Below are 19,642 nucleotides of genomic sequence, written 5' to 3'. Positions count from 1 at the left end.
GGGATGAAGAAACCATGACCACTCAGAACGCGACAGTGCGCTGGCAGCTGTGGATTGTCGCTTTTGGCTTTTTTATGCAGTCGCTGGATACCACCATCGTTAACACAGCCATCCCGTCGATGGCGCATGACCTTAACGTCAGCCCGCTGCATATGCATTCGGTGATTGTGTCCTACGTCCTGACAGTGGCCGTCACCCTGCCGCTCAGCGGCTGGCTGGCGGACCGCTTTGGCGTGCGCAATATCTTCTTCACCGCCATCGTGTTATTCAGCATTGGCTCGATATTTTGCGCCTTCTCCTCCTCGCTGGATCAACTGATCCTGGCGCGTGTGATTCAGGGGGTGGGCGGCGCGATGATGGTGCCGGTCGGGCGCTTAACGGTGATGAAAATTGTCCCACGCGAGCAGTACATGTCGGCAATGACTTTTGTCACCCTGCCCGGCCAGGTGGGCCCACTCCTCGGCCCGGCGCTCGGCGGCATCCTGGTGCAGTACGCCAGCTGGCACTGGATCTTCCTGATTAATATCCCGGTAGGCATTATCGGCGCGATCGCCACGCTGGCCATCATGCCCAACTACACCATGCAAACCCGGCGCTTCGATTTTCTCGGTTTTGGCCTGCTGGCGGTGGGTATGGCAACTCTGACGCTGGCGCTGGATGGACAGCGCAGCACCGGCGGCTCACCGTTGCTGCTCGGCCTGCTGATCCTGGTTGGCGTGTTTTCCCTGCTGTTCTACCTGATGCATGGTCGCAACAACGACAACGCCTTGTTCAGTCTGAAATTATTCGATAACCGTATCTATTCCATCGGCCTGCTCGGCAGCTTTACTGGCCGCATCGGCAGCGGCATGTTGCCGTTTATGACACCGATTTTCCTGCAAGTCGGTCTCGGGTTTAGCCCGTTTCATGCTGGCCTGATGATGATTCCCATGGTGCTGGGCAATATGGGGATCAAACGCGTGGTGGTCAGGATCGTCAATATGTTTGGCTACCGCAACGCGCTGGTGGGCGGCACCTGCGCGCTGGCGCTGGTGGTGCTGCTGTTTCCAGCGGTGGCGCTGCTCGGCTGGACCTGGCTGTTGCCGGTGGTGTTGTTACTGCAGGGCATGGTTAACGCTATCCGCTTCTCCTCAATGAATACCCTGACGCTGAAAGAGTTACCTGACGATCTGGCGTCCAGCGGCAACAGTTTACTGTCAATGATTATGCAGCTCTCCACCAGTATCGGGGTGACCGTGGCTGGTCTGCTGCTCGGTGCTTTCGGTCATGGCGCGGTGGTGAATAGTGCTGCGGCCCATCAAACCTTTATCTACTCCTACCTGAGCATGGCGCTGGTGATTATCCTGCCTGCGCTGGTGTTCTGGCGCGTGCCGCAGGATGTGAGCAAAAACGTCGATTTGCGACGAAAAAGGAGCGAAGGATGAAGCGGCCAGTAAAACTCGGGATTGGTCCCAAGCTGTTTTTGGCCATTTTTTCCACCTGCATGCTAGTGATTATCATCATGCACTGGGGAGTGCGACTCAGCTTTGAACACGGCTTCGTGGATTACATCCGCAAAGGCAACGAACAACGTTTGACGCTGCTCAGCGATGCGCTGGCCGATCAATACGAGCAGCACGGCAACTGGGATTTCCTGCGCAATAATGACCGCCTGATTTTTACCATCCTGCGTTCGCTGGAGCAGAATCCCGGCAGCGAAAATCAGTTGCCACCCCACGGCTGGCGTACCCAGTTCTGGATCATCGACCAGCAGTACAAAGTGCTGTCCGGCCCGCGTTCACCGGTACCGCCTGAAGGCACAAGGCGCAACATTACCACCAGCAACGGTAAAGTGGTTGGCTGGGTGATTGGTTCTCCGGCGGAACGCCTGACGCGCAGCACCGATATCAATTTTGACCAGCAACAACGCCGTACCAGCTGGATCATTGTGGCGTTTACCGCACTGATGGCGGCGCTGGCGACCTGGCTGATGGCGCGCGGTTTACTGGCCCCGGTGAAACGGCTGGTGGATGGCACCCATCATCTGGCCGCAGGGGATTTCGCCACCCGGGTTGAAGTGGGCAGCAGCGACGAGCTTGGTCAACTGGCGCGTGACTTCAACCAGCTCGCCAGTTCACTGGAAAAAAATGAGAGCAATCGCCGCGCCTTTATGGCGGATATCTCCCACGAACTGCGGACTCCGCTGGCGATTTTGCGCGGTGAGCTGGAAGCGATGCAGGATGGCGTTCGTAAACTGACGCCGGAGGCCATCGTCTCGCTGCAAAGCGAAGTGGTGGTGCTGACCAAACTGGTAGACGATCTGCATCAACTGTCGCTGTCGGATGCAGGCGCCCTTGCCTACCGCAAGCAGACAGTGGATTTGGTCCACCTGCTGGAAGTGGTGGCAGGCAGTTTTGGTGAGCGCTATCGCAGCCGCCAACTGACATTACAGCTGTCGCTGCCTGCTGAGGCGGCCAGTTTCGGCGATCCGGATCGGCTGATGCAGTTGTTCACCAATCTGCTGGAAAACAGCCTGCGCTATACCGATGCGGGTGGTCAGGTACGTCTGACCATGAAAAACCAGGGTGACCATTGGCAGCTGTGCTTTGCAGACAGCGCACCCGGTGTCGATCCGACCCATCAGGCACGGCTTTTTGAGCGCTTCTTCCGTGCCGAAAGCTCACGCAACCGTGCCAGCGGCGGTTCGGGCCTCGGCCTGGCCATCTGCAAAAATATTGCGGAAGCGCATGGCGGCAGCATCAGTGCAGATCTCTCTGATTTAGGTGGACTGCAAATCACGCTAAACTTGCCCTATGTTCCTCACTAAGCGCAGCCTATGAGCACGGAAAAGCAAGACCCTTTAATCCTTGTTGTTGAAGACGAGCCAAAACTGGCGCAGCTGATGATTGATTATCTGCAGGCGTCTAACTACCGCACCCATCACATTGGCGATGGCAGCGAGGTGCTGACTTATGTGCAGCAGTCTCCGCCAGATCTGATGCTGCTGGATTTAATGCTGCCTGGCCGTGATGGCCTGACCCTGTGCCGTGAAATCCGCCGTTTTTCCGATCTGCCGATCATTATGGTGACGGCGCGCACTGAAGAGATCGATCGCCTGCTGGGGCTGGAAATCGGTGCCGACGATTACATTTGTAAGCCATTCAGTCCGCGTGAAGTGGTGGCTCGGGTGAAAACCATCCTGCGCCGTGTCAAACGCTCGCCGGAAGAAGCCCAGCAGGCGTCCCATTTGCTGATTGATGAAAGCCGCTTTCAGGCCAGCTGGCGCGAACAGCCGCTGGAGCTGACGCCCGCCGAGTTTCGTTTGCTGAAGACTCTGGCGCTGGAGCCGGGCAAAGTATTTTCGCGCGAGCAGCTGCTTAACCATTTGTACGACGACTACCGCGTGGTCACCGATCGCACCATCGACAGTCACATCAAAAATCTGCGCCGTAAGCTGGAAAATCTCGATGCCGAGCAACCCTTTATCCGTGCGGTATACGGTATGGGCTATCGCTGGGAAGCCGATGTGTGCCGCTTAGTGTAGCAGGCAGCGCATTACCTTGATCCAGGTCAATTTACTTCGCGGTGGCCCTGCCTAAAATTCCCCACCTTTTGCAGGGCCGTCTGACACGGCCACTGCACATGCTATCCACAATGGCATGCTGACCTGACATCAGTGAGATCCCATGTTTAAACCTGAACTGCTTTCTCCAGCGGGAACGTTGAAGAATATGCGCTATGCCTTTGCCTATGGTGCCGACGCGGTGTATGCCGGTCAGCCTCGTTACAGCCTGCGCGTGCGCAATAACGAATTCACCCATGAAAACCTCGCCAAAGGCATTGATGAAGCCCATCGGCTCGGTAAAAAATTCTACGTCGTCGTTAATATCGCACCGCATAACGCCAAGCTGAAGACCTTTATCCGCGATTTGACGCCGGTGGTGGCGATGCAGCCCGATGCGCTGATCATGTCCGATCCCGGTCTGATTATGCTGGTGCGCGAAGCCTTTCCGGCGATGCCGATTCATCTTTCGGTGCAGGCTAATGCCGTCAACTGGGCGACAGTGAAATTCTGGCAGCAGATGGGCCTGACGCGGGTGATCCTGTCGCGTGAATTGTCACTGGAAGAGATTGCCGAGATCCGCCAGCAGGTGCCGGAAATGGAAATCGAGATCTTCGTACACGGTGCGCTGTGTATGGCGTATTCCGGCCGTTGCCTGCTCTCGGGCTACCTGAACAAACGCGATCCCAACCAAGGTACCTGCACCAACGCCTGCCGCTGGGAATACAAGGTGGAAGAAGGCCAGCAGGATGAAGTCGGCAATATTGTCGGTTTTCATCAGCCGGTGGAGATGCAGGACAGCACACCGACGCTCGGCATCGGTACCCCCACCGACCGGGTGTTTCTGCTGGAAGAAAAGATGAAACCCGGCGAGACCATGAGCGCCTTTGAGGATGAACATGGTACGTACATCATGAATTCCAAAGATCTGCGCGCGGTGGCGCATGTTGAGCGTTTGAGTCAGATGGGAGTGCATTCACTGAAGATTGAGGGGCGTACCAAGTCGTTTTATTACTGTGCACGTACCGCGCAGGTTTATCGTCGGGCCATTGACGATGCCGCCGCCGGTAAGCCCTTCGATCCCGCGCTGCTGGAAACGCTGGAAGGGCTGGCACATCGCGGCTATACCGAAGGTTTTCTGCGTCGCCATACCCATGACAGTTACCAGAATTATCAGCAGGGTTACTCGGTATCCGAACGCCAGCAGTTTGTCGGCGAGTTTACCGGCGAACGCCGGGGTGACTGGGCGCAGGTGGCAGTGAAGAACAAATTCCTGCTCGGTGATGAACTGGAGATTATGACTCCCAACGGCAATCTGAACTGTCGGCTGGAAGCAATGCAGAATGACAAAGGCAACGCAGTTGAGGTAGCTCCGGGTGACGGTCACCGCATCTGGTTGCCGGTGCCGGAACATGTCGATCTCACTTTCGCCCTGCTGCTGCGTAATTTTATCGATGGCGACAGTACGCGCGATCCGCACGCCAGCAATCGCACGTAATGAAAAGAAATGGTTGAAATTAGAACAAGATCACAGACCGCCGTTTCGCCCTGGCGTAAACTCGCTTCCGCTGCTAACGAGTAACAATAAACAGCAGGTAGTACCAGGAACCACCTCATTCACCCGCCCGGCTCCCCCGTGCGGGTTTTCTTTTTTCGTCACCTGCCGATAAAGTTCCCTGCCCAGCTATGCTATAACCACCTGTCTGAGAAAGCATTAAGGGACGAATCATGCAAAACAAACCGCTGACGTTATTGATCCTCAACGGCAAAGGCGCCGGAAATGAGGAACTACGGACCGCCGTCAATCAACTGCGTGACGAAGGCTTTAATCTGGCCGTGCGTGTCACCTGGGAAAAAGGCGATGGTGACCGTTATGTCCAGGAAGCGGTCAGTTTACAGGCTGAAACCGTGGTGGCGGGTGGCGGTGATGGCACCATCAATGAAATCGCTACCGCACTGGCCGCATTAGCGGAATCACAACGACCGGTACTGGGGATTTTACCGCTTGGCACGGCCAATGATTTTGCTACCAGCGCCGGTATCCCGCTGGAGATGGAACCGGCATTGCGCCTGGCGGTGCTTGGCAAGGCCAGCGCCATCGACCTGGCGCGGGTGAATGGCGATCGCTACTTTATCAACATGGCAACCGGGGGCTTTGGCACCCGTATCACCACGGAAACGCCAGAGAAACTCAAATCGGCGCTCGGCGGCGTCTCGTATTTTATTCACGGTTTGACCCGCGTTGATACCTTAAAGCCGGATAGCTGCGAAATCAGCGCCGCGGATTTTAACTGGCAAGGCGATGCGTTGGTGATCGGCATTGGTAATGGTCGCCAGGCGGGCGGTGGGCAGAAATTATGCCCGGATGCGTTGATCAATGATGGTCAGCTCAACCTGAGTATCGTCACGGCTCAGGAGTTGCTGCCTACCCTGCTGCATTCACTGACGCGCGATGATGAAAACCCGAACATAGTCGGCGCGAAGTTACCGTCACTGCATATTCGCTCACCCCATGAGATGACCTTCAATCTCGATGGCGAACCGCTCACCGGCAGTGAATTCCAGATTGAGGTACTGCCAGGCGCGCTGAGCTGCCGTTTACCGCCGCAGTGCCCGTTGCTGGCGTGATCTGAGCAATATCCCCCGAAGCAGCGCGATTTATCGCGCATTTTTTCACCACACCGCGCAAGACGTTGCGCGATAAATCGCGCCGCTACCACTCTGTGTCTGTACCTGCCCATCTTGTGACCCTCTTCACAACTCCGCAACGTAGACTTGTATGGTAGTATTTGTGCGCGTATTTTTTCCTCATTGAATTCCCGTTAATGCCCAATCCCCCCTGAAGAGGATGCCAGGCAAGGAGCTGATGATGAAAAGTGTCGTGATTAAACAACCGGGTGAACTGGTGCTGGCGGAGCGTCCTGTGCCGCAACCTGCCGCCGGAGAAGTGCGCGTTAAAGTCCAGTTTGCCAGCATCTGTGGCTCCGATGTGCATATCTGGCACGGTCATAATCCATTCGCCAGATATCCACGCGTGATCGGTCATGAATTCTTTGGTGTGATCGATGCCACAGGTCTCGGTGTTGATGAACGTCGTATTGGTGAACGCGTGGCCGTCGATCCGGTGGTGAGTTGTGGTCACTGCTATCCCTGCTCCATTGGTCGCCCCAATGTTTGCAAAGAACTCCAGGTGATTGGCGTGCACCGCGATGGTGGCTTTAGCGAGTTCGCTGTCGCCCCGGCCAAAAATGCCTTCCGTTTGCCCGACAGCATTCCCGATAAACTGGCCAGCATGGTCGAGCCTTTCACCATCGCCGCCAACATCACCGCGTTCCTGCAACCGCAGCCGCAGGATGTCGCATTGATTTATGGTGCCGGTCCGATGGGTCTGACCGCCATTCAGGTATTGAAAGGGGTCTACGGCGTTAAACAGGTACTGGTGGTGGACCGTCTGCCAGAGCGCCTGGCGCTGGCGCAACAAAACGGTGCCGACCAGGTGTTTAATAACAGCGAGATCCCGCTGGCTGCCCAGCTTGAAGGGGTGCAGCCCACGCTCATCATTGATGCCGCCTGCCATCCGACCATTCTGGCGGAAGCGGCCGCCCTCGCCTCACCGGCAGCCCGCATCGGCCTGCTGGGCTTCTCAGGCGAACCCTGCAGCATTACGCAGCAGAGCCTGACCAGCAAAGAGCTGTCGCTGTTTACTTCGCGTCTCAACAGCAACCGTTTTCCGCAAGTGATTGAGTGGATGGAAAAAGGCCAGATTCAGCCAGAGAAACTGGTTACGCACTATTTCCCGCTGGCGGAAATTGAACGCGCGATGACGTTGTTCGAAAAAGACCCACGCACCTGCTGCAAAGTGATTCTGCACATGGCCTGAGTTAACCTTCACACCAGGTGTCCTCCTGCCGGTACGTACCCACCGGCAGTACTACTATAAAGATGATGATGTCGGAGTTTCTATGTTGAAGAATCTGCGCTGGACCCTCGTACTGCTGTTGTTCCTGGTTTATATGATCAACTACCTCGATCGTATTGCCTTGTCCCTGACCGTTCCGCTGGTGGAAAAAGATTTGATGATCAATGCCGAGCAGTTCGGCATGATTTTCGGCAGTTTCTTCTTCGGCTATGCCTTGTTCAACTTTATCGGCGGCCTCGCCACCGATAAATTCGGTCCGACCATTGTGCTCGGCACTGCGGTGGGCATGTGGTCGCTGTTTTGCGGTATGACCGCGCTTGCTACCGGCTTCTGGTCGATGATGATCCTACGCGTGCTGTTCGGCATGGCAGAAGGGCCAATCTGCGCCTCGGCCAACAAAGCCATCAATGGCTGGTTCCCGAAAAAACAGGCAGCCACTGCCATGGGCTTATTAAGTGCCGGTTCCCCGCTCGGTGGCGCAGTCGCTGGTCCAATTATCGGCTATCTGGCGCTGTCATTCGGCTGGCGTCCGGCCTTCGTTGCCATCTGCGTGATTGGTCTGGTGTGGATGGCAATCTGGTTCTTTATCGCGGCGGATAACCCGACGAAAAGCAAACGTGTCTCACCGGCAGAGCGTGCGCTGGTGGAAAAACTGAAAGCTGAACAGTCGAATGAAGAAGAGGACCTGGCCGGGGCCGCGCACGGTATGGGTTACTATCTGCGCCAGCCAATCATCCTGGTCACGGCATTCGCCTTCTTTTGCTACAACTACATTCTGTTCTTCTTCCTGAGCTGGTTCCCGGCGTATCTGGTGCAAGCGCATGGTCTGGATATCAAAGCCATGAGTATCACCACCATGATCCCGTGGATTGTCGGTTTCGTCGGTCTGGCGCTGGGTGGCTGGATTTCCGACAAAATTTTCAACATCACCGGTAAGTTACTGTTGTCGCGTAAAATTGTGCTGGTGGTCTCACTGCTGGCCGCCGCAATTTGTGTCGCACTGGCGGGTACGATAAAAGAGGTCAATTCGGCGGTGATCATGATGTCGATCTCCATCTTCTTCCTCTACATCACTGGCGCGATCTATTGGGCGATTATTCAGGACGTGGTGCACAAAAGCCGTGTCGGCAGCATCAGTGGCTTTATCCATCTGGTGGGTAGCCTGTCGGGCATCATTGGTCCTATCGTCACCGGCTTTATCGTCCAGCACACCGGTAAATTTGACAGCGCCTTTGTGCTGGCCGGAGTGGTCGCTGGCCTGGGTGCGCTGCTGGTGCTGTTTGTCATTCGCAGCCCGAAAACCAGCAACAAACCGGTTTCCGCTTAACAGATTGATCATGACGGGGCGGTTCCGCGCCCCGTTTGCTAAAAGGAATGATGATGTTAGAGATTGAACGCCTTCCCGCCGACGTACAACGTCCGAGCTATGACCGCAACAAACTGAAAACCCGCATGGTCCACATCGGGTTTGGTGCCTTTCACCGCGCCCATCAGGCACTGGCGAGCGACAAACTGGCCGCTCAGGGCAGTGACTGGGGTTACTGTGAAGTCAACCTCAACAGCGGCGTATTAATCGAGGCGCTGCGCCAGCAGGACTTACTCTACACCCTGACCGAAATGGCCGATGACAGTCTGCATACCCGGGTGATTGGGGTGATCACCGCCGCCCTGCATGGCAAGGGGGATGGCATCGAGGCGGTGATTGAGGCCATGAGCCAGCCGGATGTGGCGATTGTGTCGATGACGGTCACCGAAAAAGGCTACTGCCACCTGCCTGCCAGCGGCAACCTCAACCCGGATCATCCTGATATCGTTCACGACCTGGCCCAGCCGCAGGCACCACGCTCTTTACCGGGGCTGATTCTGGCTGCGATCATCCGTCGCCGCGAACGGGGTTTAGCGCCGTTTAGCGTGATGTCCTGCGACAACATGCCGGAGAACGGTCACGTGACGCGCAACGTGATCGTCCAGCTGGCGGAACGTCACAGCAGCGATCTGGTCGATTATATTAAAGCCCACCTCTCCTTCCCCTCGACCATGGTCGATCGCATCGTTCCGGCCATGACTGATGCCGCATTCGCCACCCTGGCGGCACGACTCGGCAGCAGCGATCCGGTTGCCGTGGAAGCGGAACCCTTCTTCCAGTGGGTGATCGAAGACAATTTTGTCAGTGGCCGTCCCGCCTGGGAGAATGCCGGGGCTGAGCTGGTGAGCGATGTGCTGCCGTTCGAAGAGATGAAGCTGCGTATGCTGAACGGCAGCCACTCCTTCCTCGCATATCTTGGCTACCTGGCGGGTTACGAACATATCAGCGACTGTATGGCCGATCCCCATTATCGCAGCGCCGCCCGCGCGTTGATGATGCAGGATCAGGCTCCCACCTTGCGTACCCAGGGAGTGGATCTGGCGGCCTATGCCGATTCGCTGATTGCTCGCTACGAAAACCGCGCGATCAAACATCGCACCTATCAGATCGCCACCGATGGCACGCAAAAGCTGCCGCAGCGCATGCTGGATAGTGTGCGCTGGCATTTGCAAAATGGTTCAGGCTGCGATTTTCTGTTGCTGGGGGTGGCGGGCTGGATGCGTTATGTCAGCGGTGTGGATGAACACAGCCAGCCGATTGAGATTCGCGACCCATTGAAAGATGAGCTGGCGCGCATTGTGGCGTCGAGCGAAGAAGGTGCACCTCGTGTTCGCGCCTTACTGGGATTGAAAGCGGTATTCGGTGAGGACTTACTGCATCATGCTGGCTTCGTGGCACGCGTCACCGAACTCTATCAGCAATTGTGTGCCGCAGGTGCTCGCGCCACAGTGCATGCCCTCACCCGGGCTGCAACAAACTTGTAGCGCAGAGGCAGCGTGCTGATTAGACTGCTCCCTTATAACCTCCATAATTCGATACGGATATTGCTGCATGTCGATTGCCTATACCATAACCACCAGCGAACCCGTAAATCAGCAGATTTACCGCTATCTGCGTCGGGATATCGTTACCTGCGCCATCCATCCCGGCTCACTGCTGTCGGAAAAAGAGGTTTCAGCGCGCTTTAATGTCTCACGCCAGCCAGTGCGTGAAGCCTTTATCAAACTGGCTGAGGCTGGACTGGTACAGGTATTACCGCAACGCGGCACTTTTGTACGCAAGATTTCCGCCCAGCGCGTCGCCGATGGCCGGTTCATCCGTGAAGCAGTGGAAATCGCCGTGGTGCGCCGTGCGGCGCAGGAAATCACGCCAGAGGCGCTGATGGCGCTGGAACATAATCTTCAGTTGCAGCGTTTAGCGGCCGAACGCCATGACAGCCAGTCATTCCTCTCGCTCGATGATGAATTTCACCGCCTGATTGCTGAAGGCATCAACTGCCTGCTGGCATGGGAAACGGTGGAGAACATTAAAGCCACCATGGACCGGGTCCGTTTTCTGACACTGAGCGAAGTTTCCCCGCCGGAAAGCCTGATTCAGCAGCATGAAGAGATTTATGCCGCTCTGAAAGCGCATGATGTTGAGGCTGCCGAGTCTGCGATGCGTCGTCATTTGCAGGAAATGATTCTGACCATTACGCCGATTGCGGAACGGAATAGCGAGTGGTTTGAAGCGCCTTGAATCAGTGCCCCTCCCGTTTACGGGAGGGGCACTACTGCACACTATGCAATCGTTACATCTTTGGATAAATACACATCCTGCACCGCGTTAATCAGTTCCACGCCCTCTTTTAGCGATTTCTTAAACGCTTTGCGTCCCAGGATCAGCCCCATACCGCCCGCACGTTTGTTAATCACCGCCGTACGCACTGACTCGGCCACATCGGTCGCCCCGGCGGCTGCTCCGCCAGAGTTAATCAACCCGGCGCGCCCCATATAGCAGTTCGCCAGTTGATAACGCACCAGGTCAATCGGGTTTTCCGTGGTCAGCTTGCTGTAGACACGCTCATCGGTGTGACCGAAGTTGACGGCGGTGTAACCCCCGTTATTTTCCGCCATTTTCTGCTTCACAATATCCGCACCAATGGTCGCCGCAAGATGGTTGGCCTGGCCGGTTAAATCGGCGCTGGCATGATAATCCACACCATCTTTCTTAAAGCCATTATTGCGCAGATAGGCCCACAGCACCGTCACCATGCCCAGCTCATGGGCGCGTTCAAACGCAACGGAAATCTCTTCAATCTGTCGACGAGACTGCTCAGAGCCGAAATAGATAGTTGCACCGACCGCAATGGCCCCCATATTGAACGCCTGCTCCACGCTGGCGTACAGGGTCTGGTCGTACTGGGTTGGATAGCTCAGCGTCTCGTTATGGTTCAGTTTCACCATAAAGGGAATCTTGTGTGCGTAACGGCGCGCAACCGAAGCCAGCACGCCATACGTAGAAGCGACACAGTTGCAGCCCGCTTCAATCGCCAGCTCCACGATATTTTTCGGATCGAAGTAGTGCGGGTTGGCAGCAAACGAAGCACCCGCCGAGTGCTCAACGCCCTGATCAACCGGCAGAATCGACAGATAGCCCGTGCCCGCCAGTCGGCCAGTGTTGTACAAGGTTTGCATATTACGTAACACGACTGGAGAACGATTGTTGTCCGTCATTACGCGATCAACATAATCCGCGCCCGGTAAATAAAGGCTTTCCGCTGGAATGGTCATGCAGCGATGTTGAAGAAGACTGTCCGCTTCTTTGCCCAATAACTGAACGATGTCCGTCATGCTGACTCCTGAATAAATGGCTGGATTGGAACCGACACCTGCCGATTCGCCCCCAACAGCCTGGACCCAAATCCGCCAGGCTGGCAAATTGCTGACTCCATTTTTCAGACAGATGCGCAGGCAAAAAACGGCAATCCGGCGTTACGCCCTACCACCAGCGATGGAAATGGTGCACCGGCCCAATACCTTTGCCGACCTCTAGCGAATCCGCCTGCAACAACGCCTGTTGCAGCCACGCTTTGGCTTCTGCCACCGTGGCTGACCAACTGTCATGCCGTGGGCGCAGTGCCGCCAGCGCCGCTGACAACGAACAGCCGGTGCCATGCGTGTTGCGGGTCTTGACACGAGGTGCGGTAAAGCGCTGGCGTCCGCTGCGAGTGATCAGCCAGTCCGGGCTTTCCGCATCACTCAGATGTCCTCCCTTCATCAGTACCGCTTCACACCCGAGATCAAGCAACGCATCGCCCTGCTGGAGCATGGTGGCTTCATCCTGCGCCATGCTCCGTCCAAGCAACGCCGCCGCTTCCGGTAAATTTGGCGTAATCAGGGAAACCTGCGGTAGTAGCAGTTCACGGATACTGTCGATGGCATCCGGTGACAACAACGCGTCGCCGCTTTTGGCAATCATCACCGTATCCAGCACCACAAACGGCAGGCTGGCACGCTTCAGCTTCGCAGCGACAATTTCCACTATCGCTGTTTCCGCCAGCATGCCGATTTTAGCGCTATCGATACGCACATCATCAAGTACCGAATCCAGTTGTGCACCGACAAATTCCGGATCGATGCGATACACCGATTGCACGCCACAGGTATTCTGCGCCACCAGAGCGGTGATCACGCTGGTGCCGTAAGCGCCGAGTGCCGAAAAGGCTTTAAGATCGGCCTGAATTCCCGCGCCACCGCTCGGATCGGTGCCCGCAATGGTTAATGCATTGATGCGATTCATGGCGTCACCTCCAGCGTCCACAGCTCATCGAGGAAGGCGGCCACAAAGCTCCCTGGTCCCTGCACCTGACGCGCAGCCCTTTCCCCCGCCAGCGACATCACGCGACAGGCGGCAGCCACATGTTGCAGGCGCTCACCCGGCAGGCTGGCAAAGCCCGCCACCACTGCCGATAGTGCGCAACCGGTGCCCACCACCCGCGTCATTAATGGGCTGCCGCCGGGAATTGCCAGGATGTTGTGGCCGTCAGTAACATAATCCACTTCGCCAGTGACCGCGACGATGCTGTGATAATCACGCGCCAGTTGCTGTGCAGCACTGATTGCCGCGTCGGCCTGATGCAGGCTATCCACACCACGCCCGCCTGCCGCCTGATTCGCCAGCGCCAGGATTTCTGAGGCATTGCCACGAATAGCCGCGGGTTGCTGGCTCAGCAGCTGCTGACAAAATTCGGTGCGAAACGTTAACGCGCCGACCGCTACCGGATCGAGCGTCCAGGGCGTCCCCGCCCGGTTGGCTGCGGAGACGGCTGCCTGCATCGCATCACGACGATCGCGTGTCAGGGTACCAACATTGATCAGCAACGCATCGGCGAAACCACTGAACTGTGCGGCTTCATCAGCATCGATCACCATGGCAGGTGAAGCGCGCAGCGCCAGCAGGACATTCGCGGTAAAGGTTTGTACGACGTCATTGGTCATGCAATGCACCAGCGGCATATGCTGACGAAGTAACTGAAGAGATTGCGCGAGTTGCGCTGTGGAGAGAAGGTCAGGCTGTTTCATAAGGCTCCCAACCGGCGATCAAGAAGGCGAATGCGGTCAGGCATCTGACTTCCCTACGCTGGCATTATCCAGATCAGGTCAGCGGGTGTATCTCAGCCCCGTTTAAGAGGGCACCCCGAGTCATTTAAAATCAAAAGGTTGCGTCAATGTTCTTCATTAACTCATGAACAGGATAATGCCAGCAGAAAGCCCGACAAACAAGCGATAAAATCTACGTAAATCCGATGATGATTAACGTTAGCGTCCAACTGGTGGGCTAATCTGCTGCAGACCATTCAATGTTGAAAACACAACGGAAAGGTAACGCCCACTATCAATATCGTTTTTTTCAATCGTGTAATAGGCAGTATATGTATGGTCCCGTTTGAAATCATAACCAAACGTTGGCAAACATTGTCCATTGGTTACATACACAGGTTTTTTGGCTAATGTCCTGAGAAGATGATTATCTTCTCCATCTGATATCTGTACCGCAGAAACATATTCACCCGTTCGTATTGGTGCGGTAATACAAACCCGGTTATCTCTTATCGCGACATTAGCTGGCTCTTTAGGTGGAATTCTATCGCCCGGCCCGGGACAACCGGAAAGCAGAGCGGCTGCCACTATTATTAAATAATTTTTATACACTTACGTTCCCCTGCCTGTCACAATCTTTTTATAAAGTACTGGAACATCTTTTAAGGGGTGTTTGCCCCGGTATTTTCCGAAACGCGAAGCCCTTTGGTAGAAAGGCCACTGTTCGATTCCGTAAACCAACAATTGCCAATAATCAGCAATAATTGATACCTGCTGCTCAAGCGAATAATCTTTTAATCCATTATTTGATGTAGTAAACCCCGCAGAGCGGGGTTTCCAGGCAGAATGGACACCTACTTACCGAGATATTGCTTAACTTTCTGCGTATCCTTACCCACGTTTGCGACTGCGGTTCGTAATTGTGCGACAGAAACATCCAGGGTTTTAGTCCAATATTCGACTTCCCAGGTTTCACTGAGACGAATAACGCGTTTGTCTTCAGGTTGTCTTTTCTTCAAAGCATCAGTCATTTTACAGCTCCTGAGGTTAAATTAAGTGGCATAACGCCCCCTTCAGATCAGCAGCCAGAAGTGTGCTGGCTATCGGCGAAAATCCTAGGCAAAATCCTCATCGAGATCAAGGTATAGAAACTACACCAAAGCACAACAAGTCGTAATTATCATCGATAAGAAAATTTTTATCTTTGGATTCATGAACTCCCTGCTTTGTAAAGAATACACTTCGCCTCCCACCTTTTAGCCTGTCCTGTTTCGCAATGTCATTACCCTCGTCCGCCTGCTGGTCTCATGAAGGGATTCATCACGATAAGAACATCCTCCCCCTGACCTGAAACCTCTTTATTTAATTAAATATCATACAGATAAGACGAACCATCCTGTCTAAACCTGAGATCCTGTGTTTTGCGTGCCGCGTCATAATTTGCAAAAAATGCTATTGATAATTCGCGTCGCGAAAAATAACATCACACCACTTGTTACATGAGGTAACAGTTTCACCAAACATCATCACTAAAGGAATTATCACGGAGGATTTACCATGAACCGGACTCTTCGCACGCCACTGGCTGCTGCTATTGCTTCCATCCTGGCTATTACGGCATTGATTCCCTGCACACCCGCACTGGCGGCAGGCTTTGTTGATGACTCCTCTCTTAGCGGTTCGCTCTTCTACTGGCAACGCCAGCGCGATCGTAAAGAGATGGATCCGCAGCATGGCAAGTACGGTCAGTATGATGCCAACCTGCACCATGCTTCTGCCAATGCCAGCCTGGACTTCTCTTCCGGCTATCTGGAGAATTTTATTGGTCTCGATCTCGCCGCTTTCGGTGCGCTGGAATTAACCAATGGTGGCCCCGCCGCCCCCAATGAAATCGGCTTCAGCGATGCCCGCACACGCTGGGATGAAAAATGGACCGGTGATAAGAGTGGTGCCAGCCTGTACAAGGCTGCACTGAAAACCAAATGGCAGGATAACTGGCTGCGTGCTGGTTATTTGCAACCAACCGGCCAGACGCTGCTGGCACCGCACTGGAGCTTCCTGCCAGGCACCTATCGCGGCGTCGAAGCGGGAACCACCTTCGACTTTGCAGATACCGGCGCGCTTTCCTTCTCCTGGATGTGGACAGATCAGTACAAAGCTCCGTGGTATCAGCACATGTACAACTTCCGCAAAGCGGACGGCAAAACGGGTATTCCGTGGCTGCAATCCTTCGGCGCGAAGTATGACTTTAAAAACGATTTCATCCTGGAAGGCGCATATGGTCAGGCGGCAGATTACATGGATCAGTATTTTGCCAAAGCCTCATATCAGCTGCCGCTGGCCGGGTCACCGCTACGCACCAGCTATCAATTTTACGGGGCCAAAGATCGCGAAAGCGGCGGCACCAGCAATATCAACCATGTCTATGACGGTTTAGCCTGGCTGCAGGCCATGACGCTGGGCTACACACTGGGTGCTTTTGATTTCCGTCTCGAAGGGACCTGGGTCAAAGCCGAAGGCAATCAGGGCTTTTTCCTGCAACGCATGACGCCTTCCTATGCCAGTTCCAATGGCCGCATGGATGTGTGGTGGGATTCGCGTTCAGACTTGAACGCCAATGGCGAGAAAGCATTGTTTGCCGGAGTCATGGTCGATCTTGGCCACTGGCAATTGCCGGGCTGGCAGGCGGGTGGATCTTATGCCTATGGTTGGGATGCAAAACCCTCAACAAATCCCATCTACAACCAGCAACAACGCCTGACGGAATCTGCGTGGAGTCTCGACCTGGTTTATACCCTGCAGGAAACGCGCGCCAAAGGTACTCAGTTCAAACTGCATTACACCCAGTATGACAACCACAGCAACCTGCCCAGCTACAGCGGTGGCTACGGCAATATTTTCCAGGACGAGAAAGACATCAAATTTATGGTCATCGCGCCCTTTACCCTTTTTTGACCCTGAGCTGGCTGGAGCCAGAATTCATCCGCGCATAAGGATAACAGCATGAAAAAATTGAAATTAAGCCTTCTGGCATTGAGCGTCATCGCGCTCGGTGCCTGTAAATCGGTACCACAAAACCAGCAAGCGATCGTGGATCAAATCAGTCAGTTTGGTGTGCAGTACCAGGTAACCGACAATCAGGCCGCCAGCCATGGCGTAGATTGCGCCCAACTTGGCGCTGACTGGGCTTCCTGCAATCGGGCCACCATCAGGCTAACCAACCATGGCCCGGCCATCACCAGCAACAACTGGGCGATTTACATGAGCAACGTGCATGAGACCCTGCGCGTCGATAACGACCAGTTTAAGATGACACATGTCGTCGGCGATTTAACCCGCCTGGAACCGACAGATAAATTCACCGGCTTTGCTGCGGGAGCCACTGTAGAGATCCCCATCGTTAATGAATACTGGCAGCTGTTTATCACCGATGTGATGCCGCGCTGGTACGTCACCGCAGAAGGGGCATCGCCAAAAATTATCAGCAGCACCGACACGGAAAATTTAACTGACTTCGTCCAGCCGTTTGGCGATCAATGGAAGCGTGTGGCTGACGATAAAAACGTGCTGATGCAACCCGGCAGCCGTTTCGCCAAAAATGCTGATATCAAATTGCTGCCGGTAACTACGTTGCGTGGACAAATTACCCCCACTCCACGTTCGGTCAACATCCATGCAGCTGATGTCGATCTGAGCAAGGGTGTGGTGTTGCATCTCGATGCTTTGTCAGCCAACCAGGCTCAGGCAGTACAGCAACGTTTCGCCATGCTGGGTATTCAACCGAATCTGAAGGGCTACGGCATCAAAACCCGTATTGACTCAAGCAAGTTCCACGGCGAAGAGGCGGTATCGGGTGCTTACCAGCTACGCATTACCCCCCGTGGTACCGATATCGTTGGCTATGATGCGGCTGGCGCATACTACGGCCTGATGTCGTTGCTCTCGCTGGTCCCGGCCGAGGGCAAACCCATTATCGCCACGCTGGAAGCGCAGGATGCACCGCGTTTTGCCTATCGCGGGGCTTTCCTGGATGTGGCACGTAACTTCCACAGCAAACAGGCGGTGTTGCGGATGCTGGACCAGATGGCCGCATGGAAGATGAACAAATTCCACTTCCATCTTAGCGACGATGAAGGCTGGCGCATCGAAATCCCCGGTCTGCCGGAACTGACCAATGTCGGGAGCAAACGCTGTCACGACCTGAGCGAACAACAATGCCTGGTGCCGCAGCTCGGTTCCGGTCCGTTCAGCGATAATCATGGTAGTGGGTATTTCAGCCGCACCGATTATATTGAGATCCTGAAATATGCTCAGGCACGCAATATTGAAGTGATTCCGGAAATCGATATGCCTGCCCACGCCCGTGCCGCCGTCATCTCGATGGAAGCACGCTATAACCGGCTGATGGCAGCAGGCAAAACGCACGCGGCCAGCGAATTCCGCCTGGTTGATCCCACCGACACTTCCACTACCACCTCGGTACAACTGTACGATCGTACCAGCTACCTCAACCCCTGCCTCGACTCCTCGCAACGTTTTGTTGACAAGGTGATAGGTGAAATTCAACGCATGCACCGCGAAGCAGGTCAGCCGCTGACGACCTGGCACTTTGGTGGTGACGAAGCGAAAAACATTCGTCTTGGCGCAGGCTACACCGATATAAAAAATCCTGAGGCAGGTAAAGGCATTCTCGATCAGAGTCAGCAAGACAAGCCCTGGGCTAAATCACAGGTCTGCCAGGCATTGGTGAAATCCGGCAAAGTGCAGGACCTGGAACATTTGCCAAGCCACTTTGCGCTGGAAGTCAGCCAGTTGGTCAAAGCGCACGGCATACCGGTGATGCAGGCATGGCAGGATGGCCTGAAAGATGCCACCAACGCTCATGCTTTCGCCACCTCACGCACGCGCGTTAACTTCTGGGACACCTTGTACTGGGGCGGCTTCGACAGCGCCAATGACTGGACACAAAAAGATTACGATGTGGTGATCTCCAATCCGGATTACGTCTACATGGACTTCCCCTATGAGGTTAATCCGCTGGAACGCGGCTATTACTGGGGGACACGTTTTAGTGATGAGCGCAAAATGTTCAGCTTCGCACCGGATAACCTGCCGCAAAATGCTGAGACCTCAGTTGATCGTGATGGCAATCCTTTCGCCACGACGTCAGACAAGCCGTGGGGTGGTGCATATGGCCTCTCTGCCCAGCTATGGAGCGAAACCGTGCGTACCGATCAGCAGATGGAATATATGATTTTCCCGCGTCTGTTAGCGGTTGCGGAACGTGGCTGGCATCGCGCCAGTTGGGAGCTGGATTATCAGCAGGGCCGCAGCTATAAAGGCGGCGAAACCCACCATGTCAACCAGGCACAGCTCACTGGCGACTGGCAGCGTTTTGCCAATCTGCTGGGCCAGCGCGAACTGGGCAAACTGGATAAAGCCGGTGTTCATTACCGTCTCCCAGTCCCTGGCGCGCGCATCAATGCAGGCAGGCTGGAAATGAACATTGCACTGCCCGGTCTGCCGCTGCAATACAGCCTGGATAATGGCAACAGCTGGATTGACTATCATCCGCAGGCACAACCGACCATTGCCGCAGGCGATAAGGTGATGGTGCGTAGCCTGAGTCTGGATGGAAAAAGGGCGAGCCGCAGCGAAAGCCTGTAATCGAATAAATTGCGCTGGATCATTTCTCATCATTGACGTACCAAATCGTCATAACTGATTCAGCGCAA

16 protein-coding genes and 1 riboswitch are annotated in these 19,642 nt (G+C 55.0%); of the genes, 11 read left to right on the top strand and 5 right to left on the bottom strand.

From position 1 onward, the window contains the following. The first annotated feature begins 14 nt into the window (after positions 1-14). From mdtD to PW844_RS00775, 9 genes are all read left to right on the top strand, one after another. Positions 15-1,424, top strand: coding sequence for a multidrug transporter subunit MdtD (gene mdtD / locus PW844_RS00815; RefSeq protein WP_299445558.1), 1,410 nt, complete (start codon positions 15-17; stop codon positions 1,422-1,424). Then, on the top strand, positions 1,421-2,806 hold the full coding sequence (baeS, locus tag PW844_RS00810) for a two-component system sensor histidine kinase BaeS (protein WP_299445556.1): 1,386 nt from the start codon (positions 1,421-1,423) through the stop codon (positions 2,804-2,806). The genes mdtD and baeS overlap by 4 nt, the downstream gene beginning before the upstream one ends. 9 nt (positions 2,807-2,815) lie before the next feature. Further along, positions 2,816-3,523: a two-component system response regulator BaeR gene (gene baeR, locus PW844_RS00805; RefSeq protein WP_299445554.1), complete on the top strand. Its 708-nt coding sequence runs from the start codon at positions 2,816-2,818 to the stop codon at positions 3,521-3,523. Between the two features lie 142 nt (positions 3,524-3,665). Then, positions 3,666-5,039, top strand: a complete 1,374-nt coding sequence (gene yegQ, locus PW844_RS00800) for a tRNA 5-hydroxyuridine modification protein YegQ (RefSeq protein WP_299445552.1) — start codon at positions 3,666-3,668, stop codon at positions 5,037-5,039. 230 nt (positions 5,040-5,269) lie between these two features. Beyond that, the gene (gene yegS / locus PW844_RS00795) at positions 5,270-6,169 is read left to right on the top strand and encodes a lipid kinase YegS (RefSeq protein WP_299445550.1); all 900 of its coding nucleotides are present in this window, start codon (positions 5,270-5,272) and stop codon (positions 6,167-6,169) included. A 241-nt stretch (positions 6,170-6,410) separates the two neighbouring features. Then, a complete protein-coding gene (locus PW844_RS00790; protein ID WP_299445682.1) occupies positions 6,411-7,421 on the top strand; it encodes a Zn-dependent oxidoreductase in 1,011 nt (336 codons plus the stop codon). A gap of 82 nt (positions 7,422-7,503) precedes the next feature. Next, entirely contained in the window at positions 7,504-8,787 is a 1,284-nt protein-coding gene (locus PW844_RS00785; protein ID WP_299445548.1) for an MFS transporter, read from the top strand. Between the two features lie 53 nt (positions 8,788-8,840). Next, the gene (locus tag PW844_RS00780) at positions 8,841-10,310 is read left to right on the top strand and encodes a mannitol dehydrogenase family protein (RefSeq protein ID WP_299445546.1); all 1,470 of its coding nucleotides are present in this window, start codon (positions 8,841-8,843) and stop codon (positions 10,308-10,310) included. 67 nt (positions 10,311-10,377) lie between these two features. Next, on the top strand, positions 10,378-11,064 hold the full coding sequence (locus PW844_RS00775; protein WP_299445544.1) for a GntR family transcriptional regulator: 687 nt from the start codon (positions 10,378-10,380) through the stop codon (positions 11,062-11,064). 41 nt (positions 11,065-11,105) lie between these two features. Here the strand turns inward: PW844_RS00775 and fbaB are convergent, their stop codons facing one another. The 5 genes from fbaB to PW844_RS00750 all read right to left on the bottom strand — a co-directional run bounded on the left by fbaB (position 11,106) and on the right by PW844_RS00750 (position 14,938). Continuing rightward, the gene (fbaB, locus tag PW844_RS00770) at positions 11,106-12,158 is read right to left on the bottom strand and encodes a class I fructose-bisphosphate aldolase (protein WP_299445542.1); all 1,053 of its coding nucleotides are present in this window, start codon (positions 12,156-12,158) and stop codon (positions 11,106-11,108) included. Positions 12,159-12,306: 148 nt separating this feature from the next. After that, positions 12,307-13,107: a bifunctional hydroxymethylpyrimidine kinase/phosphomethylpyrimidine kinase gene (gene thiD / locus PW844_RS00765; RefSeq protein WP_299445540.1), complete on the bottom strand. Its 801-nt coding sequence runs from the start codon at positions 13,105-13,107 to the stop codon at positions 12,307-12,309. Beyond that, positions 13,104-13,889, bottom strand: a complete 786-nt coding sequence (gene thiM / locus PW844_RS00760) for a hydroxyethylthiazole kinase (protein ID WP_299445538.1) — start codon at positions 13,887-13,889, stop codon at positions 13,104-13,106. The genes thiD and thiM overlap by 4 nt, the downstream gene beginning before the upstream one ends. A gap of 33 nt (positions 13,890-13,922) precedes the next feature. Next, positions 13,923-14,017: riboswitch (TPP riboswitch) on the bottom strand. 109 nt (positions 14,018-14,126) lie between these two features. After that, complete coding sequence (locus PW844_RS00755) at positions 14,127-14,519, bottom strand: putative T6SS immunity periplasmic lipoprotein (RefSeq protein WP_299445536.1); 393 nt, start codon at positions 14,517-14,519, stop codon at positions 14,127-14,129. 242 nt (positions 14,520-14,761) lie between these two features. Further along, positions 14,762-14,938 carry a DUF3606 domain-containing protein gene (locus PW844_RS00750; protein WP_299445535.1) on the bottom strand — a complete coding sequence of 59 codons (177 nt, stop codon included), beginning with the start codon at positions 14,936-14,938 and terminating at the stop codon, positions 14,762-14,764. Positions 14,939-15,464: 526 nt separating this feature from the next. On the opposite strand from PW844_RS00750, the gene PW844_RS00745 reads away from it, so the two are divergent. Together PW844_RS00745 and PW844_RS00740 are read left to right on the top strand one after the other, a co-directional pair. Next, positions 15,465-16,862 (top strand): OprD family outer membrane porin, encoded by a 1,398-nt coding sequence (locus PW844_RS00745; RefSeq protein WP_299445533.1) that lies wholly within the window; start codon positions 15,465-15,467, stop codon positions 16,860-16,862. Between the two features lie 48 nt (positions 16,863-16,910). Then, positions 16,911-19,574: a beta-N-acetylhexosaminidase gene (locus PW844_RS00740; RefSeq protein WP_299445530.1), complete on the top strand. Its 2,664-nt coding sequence runs from the start codon at positions 16,911-16,913 to the stop codon at positions 19,572-19,574. Positions 19,575-19,642: the final 68 nt, after the last annotated feature.

The sequence above is a fragment of the Pantoea sp. genome (genome assembly GCF_028283705.1).
Taxonomy (GTDB): Bacteria; Pseudomonadota; Gammaproteobacteria; order Enterobacterales; family Enterobacteriaceae; genus Pantoea.
Note: the sequence above shows the minus strand (reverse complement) of the source record. Positions and strands in the feature narration are given on the sequence as shown.